The 9,657-nt window shown below is 48.9% G+C and carries 6 protein-coding genes, 6 tRNA genes and 2 rRNA genes (1 of these 14 only partly in view); 2 read left to right on the plus strand and 12 right to left on the minus strand.

Translation table 11 applies throughout. The features are described from left to right. Positions 1-16: 16 nt before the first annotated feature. The gene (locus ACSQ8O_RS34830) at positions 17-286 is read right to left on the minus strand and encodes a zinc ribbon domain-containing protein (protein WP_436245466.1); all 270 of its coding nucleotides are present in this window, start codon (positions 284-286) and stop codon (positions 17-19) included. 235 nt (positions 287-521) lie between these two features. Here ACSQ8O_RS34830 and hprK point away from each other — a divergent pair, with 235 nt between their 5' ends. Together hprK and ACSQ8O_RS34840 are read left to right on the plus strand one after the other, a co-directional pair. Continuing rightward, positions 522-1,436, plus strand: coding sequence for an HPr(Ser) kinase/phosphatase (gene hprK / locus ACSQ8O_RS34835; protein ID WP_173121521.1), 915 nt, complete (start codon positions 522-524; stop codon positions 1,434-1,436). Positions 1,437-1,520: 84 nt separating this feature from the next. Further along, a complete protein-coding gene (locus ACSQ8O_RS34840) occupies positions 1,521-2,417 on the plus strand; it encodes a hypothetical protein (protein WP_436245467.1) in 897 nt (298 codons plus the stop codon). 55 nt (positions 2,418-2,472) lie between these two features. On the opposite strand, the gene ACSQ8O_RS34845 is transcribed toward ACSQ8O_RS34840, so the two are convergent. The 11 genes from ACSQ8O_RS34845 to ACSQ8O_RS34895 all read right to left on the minus strand — a co-directional run. Continuing rightward, on the minus strand, positions 2,473-4,470 hold the full coding sequence (locus ACSQ8O_RS34845; RefSeq protein ID WP_436245468.1) for a transglycosylase domain-containing protein: 1,998 nt from the start codon (positions 4,468-4,470) through the stop codon (positions 2,473-2,475). A gap of 122 nt (positions 4,471-4,592) precedes the next feature. Next, the gene (locus ACSQ8O_RS34850; protein WP_436245469.1) at positions 4,593-5,471 is read right to left on the minus strand and encodes an aldo/keto reductase; all 879 of its coding nucleotides are present in this window, start codon (positions 5,469-5,471) and stop codon (positions 4,593-4,595) included. A 68-nt stretch (positions 5,472-5,539) separates the two neighbouring features. Continuing rightward, positions 5,540-6,739, minus strand: a complete 1,200-nt coding sequence (locus ACSQ8O_RS34855) for an MFS transporter (protein WP_436245470.1) — start codon at positions 6,737-6,739, stop codon at positions 5,540-5,542. Between the two features lie 129 nt (positions 6,740-6,868). After that, positions 6,869-6,942: transfer RNA gene (locus ACSQ8O_RS34860), tRNA-Pro, on the minus strand. A gap of 18 nt (positions 6,943-6,960) precedes the next feature. After that, a tRNA-Arg gene (locus tag ACSQ8O_RS34865) sits at positions 6,961-7,037 on the minus strand. Between the two features lie 11 nt (positions 7,038-7,048). Further along, a tRNA-Gly gene (locus tag ACSQ8O_RS34870) sits at positions 7,049-7,123 on the minus strand. Between the two features lie 43 nt (positions 7,124-7,166). Continuing rightward, positions 7,167-7,246, minus strand: a tRNA-Leu gene (locus tag ACSQ8O_RS34875). Positions 7,247-7,266: 20 nt separating this feature from the next. Beyond that, a tRNA-Lys gene (locus tag ACSQ8O_RS34880) sits at positions 7,267-7,342 on the minus strand. A 7-nt stretch (positions 7,343-7,349) separates the two neighbouring features. Continuing rightward, positions 7,350-7,426: transfer RNA gene (locus tag ACSQ8O_RS34885), tRNA-Met, on the minus strand. Between the two features lie 30 nt (positions 7,427-7,456). Continuing rightward, positions 7,457-7,573, minus strand: a 5S ribosomal RNA gene (gene rrf, locus ACSQ8O_RS34890). Positions 7,574-7,707: 134 nt separating this feature from the next. Beyond that, positions 7,708-9,657 (minus strand): 23S ribosomal RNA (locus tag ACSQ8O_RS34895); it runs 965 nt beyond the window's last position.

The raw sequence follows: 9,657 nt of genomic DNA on the forward strand, positions 1-9,657 counted from the left end.
AAGTACATTATTCGGTTTACTTATGAGATAACCACCTTTGCAGTTTAGGGATATTTCTCGTAAATAGCCCCGTTAGAAATCTCGGAAAGCCAAACTCCACTAATTTCCCTTTAACTAGTTCTCTCATCTCTTCAACCGTTAGATGAGGCATCGTAAACACCCCATCCTGATAGCAATGACTACAGTACATCTTACTCTTACTACCCGATTTCTCCGTACCGCCGCCTTGCTCATCACGAGCGAGAGGCATCCCACAGCTCTGGCAGTTCTTATAGGCAACACTCATCTTGTTCAATCCCCCTCATGCTTTCCTTTCATCATACCAACATAACATCCAAAAGCAACAATAAAAGCTTGCTATCGACAAGAAATGCTTTCATATCCTATGTTCAAGCGCTTTCAATAAAGGATTGTGACTAGGTGAAAGAGAATTTAGTAAAGACAGATAGGCATATCACGTAGAGCTTATCTTTACTCTAGGTTTACTTGACTACCGCACAACTCGAAGGAGGAGCACCCGTTTGAAGTCCGTCACTGTAAAAGATTTAGTTGAACGCTTTTCGCTCGAAATCCTCGCTGGCCATTCGGAGCTCCACCGTCCTATTACCAAAACGAAGGCTCACCGCCCCGGTCTGGAATTTGTCGGCTATTTTGAATATTTTCCACAAGCACATGTACAGCTCTTAGGTCGCAAAGAAATTACTTACTTACATAAACTCAGCGAAAATGAAAGAAATTTGCACATTGGTAATATTGTGAAATATCATCCCCCTTGTTTCGTCGTAACGAGAAACCAAGAAGGCTTGAAATACTTAAAGAAATACTGCGAAGAAGAGAAAATCCCCCTTCTCCGCACAAGCGCACCTACGAGCAAATTCCAGGACTTGGTTGATTTATTTTTGAGTAAATCGCTTGCTCAGGAGATCGCCGTCCACGGGGTATGCGTCAATGTTTCAGGGATCGGCATCCTCCTGCGCGGGAAGTCCGGGGTTGGCAAGAGCGAAACAGCCCACACGCTGATCCGCAGAGGGCATCGTCTAGTCGCCGATGATATCGTCGTGCTCAAGAAAATTAGCCCAGAAACGCTGCTCGGCACACACAATGGCAAAACGAAAGAATTCCTCGCGCTGCGTAGCGTTGGACTCATCAATGTCTCACGGCTTTATGGCCGTAAAGCTTTTCAAGATGAAACACGCATTGTGCTCGATATCGAGCTGACCAAGTGGCAGGAACACGCTCTAAACAATGATTTAGAGTTAGAGCCCACTTTCACCGACTATATGGACATTTCTATTCCCCATATTGAGATCCAACTCCAACCCGGACGCGATGTAGCCGGTCTTATCGAAGCTGCTGCCAATAGCTGGTATCTGCGTCAACAAGGATACAGTGCAGCAGAAGAATTCATGCAGCGCCTGCAATCTGACACAGATTAGCCTCCTAACTTTCAACATCTAGTTTTACGTATACCGTCCTAAAACCTCCCTTCGGCTCGAAAGCTGTTAGCGGAGGTGTTTAGAATGCACAAAAGAAAGAAAATAACGATTATTGCTATTGTCATAGCTACCCTGATGCTCTGTGGTTGGACAGCGTATGCTGCAACTTCATCCAGTGAAACAACATCTACATCCATCCAAGGTAAGCTTACGGTCCTGACGGCAGATTCGATTACTTTACATACGGGTACTGGTGATCAAACCGTTCCTTTGGCTTCATCCGTCTGGGTGTTCATGAATGACGAGAAAGCTCAGTTAAGCGATTTACACTCTGGGGATGAGATCGAGGTCATTCTGAATAACAAAAAACAAGCCGCTTATGTGAAGGGATCTTCAGAAACCGCAAGCACTTCTGAACCAACACAGCCTGTCTCTCCCGTTCCGAGTGAATCACCTGCACCCGTTCCAGTATCTGGCCCTGCTACAGTAGCTCCCAACTCATCTGCAAGTCCAACCTCTTCTCCTACGAAGGTGGACAATAAGCCAGAAGCTTCCCCACCAGGTAAACGATCTGACCTGAAGGATGTGGACGTTAGTGTAGATGGGCAGCATTTCAACTTTCATTTAAAACAATCCAAGGGAGCACATGGTTCTCAGTATGATCTGAGCATCCAGTCTCCGCATGCCGGCAGAATTCATCTCACAGGATCGCAAGCTCAAGCTTGGATCTCTAAACTTCTGGGTTCTATTGACTTATCTGCACCCAATGCGCGAGAGATCTTGAGCCAGCAGCTCGCCAAACAATACAATTTAGAAGCCGGCAAATTGAATGTTCATTTGAACGTACATGCCGATGACAACGAAGAAGACAAAGAAGATACCAAGAGCGATGACAAAAAAGATGACAAGAAAGACGATAAGAAACCTCAAAAAGACAAAAACAATGATAAAAAGCCCGGTAACAACAATAAACAAGACTAACTAGAAACAAATAAAGCCCTCGTCCTCCTTAATCGGATTTCGAGGGCTTTCTTACTTATTTCTTCTTCTCTTTACCATGTCCATGCCCCTGTTCAGCTTGCTTTTGCTGTCCCTTGTCCTTCTTCGCTGCTGATTCATTCGAGGTGGAGCTATCCTTCTGAGGTCCCTCAACACTCACCGGAATGTCAAAAGGTACAACAGGTGTTTGAGCTAGCGCACGACTCAACATCTCACGAAATAGTACGGCAGGGACCGCCCCACCCGATGTTGTTAAATAATGCGTCGCATCCGTTCGGTCATAACCAACCCATACCGCTGCCGTCAGTTCCGGCGTATAGCCAACGAACCACGCATCTTTAGCACTTCCGCTGCCTATTCCCTCGAATTCCTTCGTTCCCGGCAGCTGAGTTGTGCCCGATTTACCCGCCACAGGACGATTCATAGCCGCATTCTTCCCCGTCCCCTGCGCTACGGCCGTCTGCAGCATCGCCGTCATCGTGTTGGCCGTTTCAGCGCTCATCACCGACTGTCCCTTTGCTTTCGCTTGAACAAGCAGGTGTCCATCATTTGTCTCTATTTTGGCGATGAGATGTGCAGGGTTTAAGACGCCCTTCGCTGCAAAAGCACTAAAAGCCTGCGCCATCTGCAGCGGAGATACCCCCTCGGAAAGCCCGCCAAGCGCAATACCCAACTGCCGGTCTTGTGCGGGTAAAGTTATCCCCAAAGACTTCGCAAACTTCAAGCCATTGTCGATGCCGATCTCGTGTAAAAGCCACACTGCAGGAACATTCCAAGATGAAGTAATGGCCTCTTGCATCGATACTTGTCCCCTTGACTGGTGATCCCAATCTTGAGGCTGGTAGCCTTCGATATTCAACGGTCCATCAAACAGCATGGTTGACGGCTTGTAACCTAACTCCAGAGCAGGGCCATACACAGCCACTGGCTTAAAAGCCGATCCTGGCTGTCTCCTCAACTGGGTGGCATGACTGAAGCCTCGAAATACGCCTTCCCCGCGTCCACCAGCTAGTGCTCTAACACCACCTGTTTTCTGGTCGACTATAGCAGCACCACTCTGAATGAGCTGATCTGGCTTGCTTTCAGGGAACAGACTGTTATTGTTAACTACATCAATTACTGCTTTCTGTACCGTTGGATCTAGCTCTGTCGTAATACGCAAACCGCCTGTTAGTAATTGTTCCTCCGTAAAACCGTAGAGAGTTACAGCCTCATCAATCACAGCATCCACATACGCCCGATTTCTTCCTTTCGCCTCATCCATATTGACCGTCTTCACGGCTCCAAGTGCTGAAGCATTGGCTTTCTCGTAATCCTGCTGAGTTATTTTACCTTCTTTCAGCATCAATTTGAGAACCGTATTCCTTCTTTCCAACGCTTGCTCTTCATTTTGAAAAGGGGAATAATGACTAGGTGCCTTCGGCAATGCCGCTAACACTGCAGCTTCTGGCAAGGTGAGGTCTGTCACATTTTTATTAAAATATGTTTTCGCAGCCCCCTGTACCCCCCAACTGCCCTCACCGAAATAAATCTTGTTCAGATACATTTCCAGAATGTCATTCTTACTGTAGCTCGTCTCTATTTTGATGGCATACGCTGCTTCCCGCAATTTACGACCTACCGTTTTATCCGCTGTTAAGAAAAGATTTCGGGCTAATTGCTGCGTAATGGTACTGGCACCTTCCGAATAGCTTCCTTTGAGCACATCCCGGCCAACTGCGCGGAAGATGGACTTCATGTCTACCCCCTTATGCTCGAAGAAACGTCGATCCTCCACCGCGACAATGGCATCGACCAATGCCTGCGGGATGTCCTTAAAAGGCACAGCATCGATCTTTGACGCTGACAACTGAGAAGCAATTTGACCATTCTTATCAAGCACGACAGATGCCTCTGGTAGCGGCTGACTCAACAGCGATACATCAAGTCCTTTTATGTACAAAGTGCTCATTAACGCCACACACACACCCATGACTAGAACTACGCCAACACTAACTTGCCAGAAGCGCCGCGATAAAACTTTTATTTTCAACATATTACATTCCCCCTAACGTACCTCATAGCTATTCGTATGATGGCTCCATTAAGTGTCGTATACGTGCAGGAAGACACAAAAAAACCTTCAACCCATCAATGATAGGGTGAAGGTTTATCACATTAAGCAATCGACGTCGGTGCTCCAAAAACACTCGTATATCCACTAATCCCACTCAGAATTCGTACCATGTCCTCCTTGCTCATCGTACCATAGCGCTCAACGGCATCCACGATTTTGGGAAATAAATGCACATCCCCCGCACTCGCAAAACCGCATACGCTTGGGAACGACAGCACGAAGTGCACACAGGCATCGATAATCTCCTGCTGATCAAAAGGCTCATACCACGTCGCATACGGACGCTCCGCCCCTTCAATCCAAGGTGCTTTCGCAATGGCTTTGATCACCCGAATCGCCGTCTGCTGCTTGTTTGCTTCTTCCATCAGTGCATCTACAGCCTCACGATAGTCTGGTAAGCCATACATGTAGTAGTTCAGCGGGAAGAGTATGGTGGCAAAAGGAAATCTCCTTAGCGCTTCCAGATGAACCGCAGGTGCCTGATGCCCGTGACCTGTGATCCCGATTTCCTTCACAATGCCTTCACTTTGCGCTTCTAATGCCGCTTCCAGCGACCCACCCTTTGCCGTGCAGCGGTCCAATTCTTCCATCGATCCCACCGCATGCAGTTGTAACAGGTCGACGGAATCTACCTTCATTCTCTCCAAGGAGCGATAGATTTCTTCCTTTGCTTCCTTTTTCGTTCTTTGCCCTGTTTTGGTAGCTAAAAAGATATCATTCCGCACCCGGCTTATTGTCGGGCCCATCCGCACTTCTGCGTCTCCATAGCTCGCCGCTGTATCAAAATGATCCACGCCATGTGCCAGCGCGAAAGTGATCGAGGCATCTGCCTCCTGCTGTGTAACCTGGCCAAGACTAGCTGCACCAAACATCAACACAGAGGTTTCCCTATTCAAACGGCCTACTGTTCTCTTCAACATCCTTAGATTCGCTCCTTCTGTGATCGCGTATGTATATCTTTATTTACAAATCTAATCGCATTAAAACCTCAGTCCGCAGATATCTGTTTCATTTGCTTCCTCATATTGAGCTGTAACACACCAGCTGCTAACAGTAACGCACATCCTGTTAATAAAAATACAGAATGAATCCCCACTAGACCGCCTAGGAATCCGCCTATCAAGGGACCGATCATCATCCCTAATTGATTTGACGTTTGGTTAAGACTCATCGCCCTCCCTCGGAAGTCAGCATCGGAAGCTTTCACAATAAGCGCGCTCAGGGCCGGATAGACTGCAGCGAAAAACAACCCATAACTGAACCGAAGCACACCGAAACCAATTAGACTATGTACCACTAATTGCAGCAAATTCCCAATACCGCCACCAATTAAGCCAATGAGCAGTGTTTTGTCATAGCCGATTCGCTGCCCGATAATGCCCCATCTTGATCCCATGATGACGGTCGCTACACCTGCAGCCGAGAAAATAATACCCGAACTCAGTGATGCACCCTTGGCGCTTCCACCGATTTGCACGACATAAATCGTTAAAAGCGGTTCTAAAATCATCACCGAAGTTGCCACTAATACGGTTAATCCAAAAATGGATAATAACTGCTTATTGGCAGTCGCTTGCTTAATATCCTGAAGCACACTCGGGCGTGCGCCTGCCTTCTTGTGATGCACTTCCTTCACGCCGACTACGGCGATCACAGCAGAAATGAGTACGACAAATCCAGATGCCAAGAAACATTCTCTTGTCCCTACCCAGTGGCTGAGCATGCCCCCGAAAAGTGGCCCTAGGATGCTCCCAGCTGCCGTCGCCGTGGACATGACACTTAAGGCATAACCAACATGCTTCTCTGGTGTATTTGTACTAACTAACGCCATCGATGCGGGAATATAACCCGCCATAAGTCCCTGCAGAACACGAACAACAATAAACGTATACGGATCATTTACGAAATAATTAAGAAAATAGACGGCGCTTAAGCTTAGCCCTGAACGGAGCAGCATCGGTTTCCTGCCATATTTGTCAGCTAGGGAACCCCAGAAAGGTGCAATAACTGCACTTGCGAGAAAGCTCACAGAGAACGTGATCCCCGACCATGCCTCCAAACCGCTATGTATACCCAAGTCTTCTTGTAAAAATATAGGGATAAACGGGATCGAGAGTGTATACGCCATCGCGCAAAAGAATGCCCCAATCCATAAAATAAATAGATTCCGTCTCCAGCGTAGTTCCATCTTGTAGCCCTCCTCCCTGTCTACTATACACCAACACTAACTTGAATCCCAGTTATTAGTAGACGGCAATGAACAAAAAAGCATAGACACAATCAGCATGAAGCTGACAGTCTATGCTTTCTTTCTTGATCGGGACGACACGATTTGAACATGCGACCCCCTGCTCCCAAAGCAGGTGCTCTACCAAGCTGAGCTACGTCCCGATACGATTGTGATAAAAATGGCGCGCCCTGAGAGATTCGAACTCCCGACCTTTTGATTCGTAGTCAAATACTCTATCCAGCTGAGCTAAGGGCGCTTAAGAAAAAATGGAGCGGAAGACGGGGATCGAACCCGCGACCCTCGCCTTGGCAAGGCGATGCTCTACCGCTGAGCCACTTCCGCATAGGGATCCCCAAGCCGTAAGATACGACTTGGGGATGTTTGATGCGCGTAGAGGGACTTGAACCCCCACGGTCGCCCGCTAGATCCTAAGTCTAGTGCGTCTGCCAATTCCGCCATACGCGCATACTGGTAAATAAGGCAAATGGTGAGTCATGTAGGATTCGAACCTACGACACCCTGATTAAAAGTCAGGTGCTCTACCAACTGAGCTAATGACTCAAATCATTGGTTGCGGGGGCAGGATTTGAACCTGCGGCCTTCGGGTTATGAGCCCGACGAGCTACCGGGCTGCTCCACCCCGCGTCATTAATATAAGCTCCCGTTAGGGAAACTGCTTGGCAACGTTCTACTCTCCCAGAACCCTGCGGTTCAAGTACCATCGACGCTGGAGGGCTTAACGGTCGTGTTCGAGATGGGAACGCGTGGGTCCCCTCCGCCATCATCACCAAACAGTCAAAGCGTTTGTTTGCGCCTTGAAAACTAGATACGAAACTTCAACGTAAAGTTAGATGTTCTTAGGATTTTCTGGGCCCCAATCAAGTAGTCGGAATTCGCTACAAAGCTTATCTTCACTTGGTTGGGATTAGGTTAAGCCCTCGACCGATTAGTATTCGTCAGCTGCATACGTTACCGCACTTCCACCTCGAACCTATCAACCTCGTCGTCTACAAGGGGTCTTACATACTGGGAAATCTCATCTTGAGGGGGGCTTCGCGCTTAGATGCTTTCAGCGCTTATCCCCTCCGTACATAGCTACCCAGCGATGCCTCTGGCGAGACAACTGGTACACCAGCGGTACGTCCATCCCGGTCCTCTCGTACTAAGGACAGCTCCTCTCAAATTTCCTACGCCCGCGACAGATAGGGACCGAACTGTCTCACGACGTTCTGAACCCAGCTCGCGTACCGCTTTAATGGGCGAACAGCCCAACCCTTGGGACCTACTTCAGCCCCAGGATGCGATGAGCCGACATCGAGGTGCCAAACCTCCCCGTCGATGTGGACTCTTGGGGGAGATAAGCCTGTTATCCCCAGGGTAGCTTTTATCCGTTGAGCGATGGCCCTTCCATTCGGTACCACCGGATCACTAAGTCCGACTTTCGTCCCTGCTCGACTTGTAGGTCTCGCAGTCAAGCTCCCTTATGCCTTTGCACTCTGCGAATGATTTCCAACCATTCTGAGGGAACCTTTAAACGCCTCCGTTACATTTTAGGAGGCGACCGCCCCAGTCAAACTGCCCACCTGACACTGTCCCCATACCGGATCACGGTACCAGGTTAGAACTCCGATACGATCAGGGTGGTATCCCAACGATGCCTCCACCCAAGCTGGCGCTCAGGCTTCAAAGGCTCCCACCTATCCTGTACAGATCGTACCAAAGTCCAATATCAAGCTGCAGTAAAGCTCCATGGGGTCTTTCCGTCTTGTCGCGGGTAACCTGCATCTTCACAGGTATTAAAATTTCACCGGATCTCTCGTTGAGACAGCGCCCAAGTCGTTACGCCATTCGTGCGGGTCAGAATTTACCTGACAAGGAATTTCGCTACCTTAGGACCGTTATAGTTACGGCCGCCGTTTACTGGGGCTTCAATTCATAGCTTCGGGTTGCCCCTAACCACTCCTCTTAACCTTCCAGCACCGGGCAGGCGTCAGCCCGTATACTTCGCCTTGCGGCTTCGCACAGACCTGTGTTTTTGCTAAACAGTCGCTTGGGCCTTTTCACTGCGGCCCCCTCGGGCTATTCACCCTACCGAGGCACCCCTTCTCCCGAAGTTACGGGGTCATTTTGCCGAGTTCCTTAACGAGAGTTCTTCCGCGCGCCTTAGAATTCTCTTCTCACCCACCTGTGTCGGTTTGCGGTACGGGCACCTTCGCCTGGCTAGAAGCTTTTCTTGGCAGTGTGAACTCATGACCTTCGGTACTTAAATTTCCCTCCCCATCACAGCCCAGCCTTACGATGTGCGGATTTGCCTACACATCAGCCTCACTGCTTGGACGAGCATCCATCAGCTCGCGTCACTATCCTTCTGCGTCACTCCATTGCTCATAACGGCTACGGTGGTACAGGAATTTCCACCTGTTGTCCATCGACTACGCCTTTCGGCCTCGCCTTAGGTCCCGACTTACCCTGAGCGGACGAGCCTTCCTCAGGAACCCTTAGGTTTTCGGCGGATCAGATTCTCACTGATCTTTTCGTTACTTATACCGGCATTCTCACTTGTATGCGCTCCACCTGTCCTTACGGTCAGAATTCAACGTACATACAACGCTCCCCTACCCATGCACATACGTGCAAGCCATAGCTTCGGTGGCGTGTTTAGCCCCGTTACATTTTCGGCGCAGAGTCACTCGACCAGTGAGCTATTACGCACTCTTTCAATGGTGGCTGCTTCTAAGCCAACATCCTGGTTGTCTGTGCAACTCCACATCCTTTCCCACTTAACACACACTTGGGGACCTTAGCTGATGGTCTGGGCTGTTTCCCTTTTGACAATGGATCTTAGCACTCACTGTCTGACTCCCGGACTTAAGTTT

Origin of the sequence: Paenibacillus sp. LjRoot56 (genome assembly GCF_964253335.1) — a bacterium.
Lineage (GTDB): Bacteria > Bacillota > Bacilli > Paenibacillales > NBRC-103111 > Paenibacillus_E > Paenibacillus_E allorhizoplanae.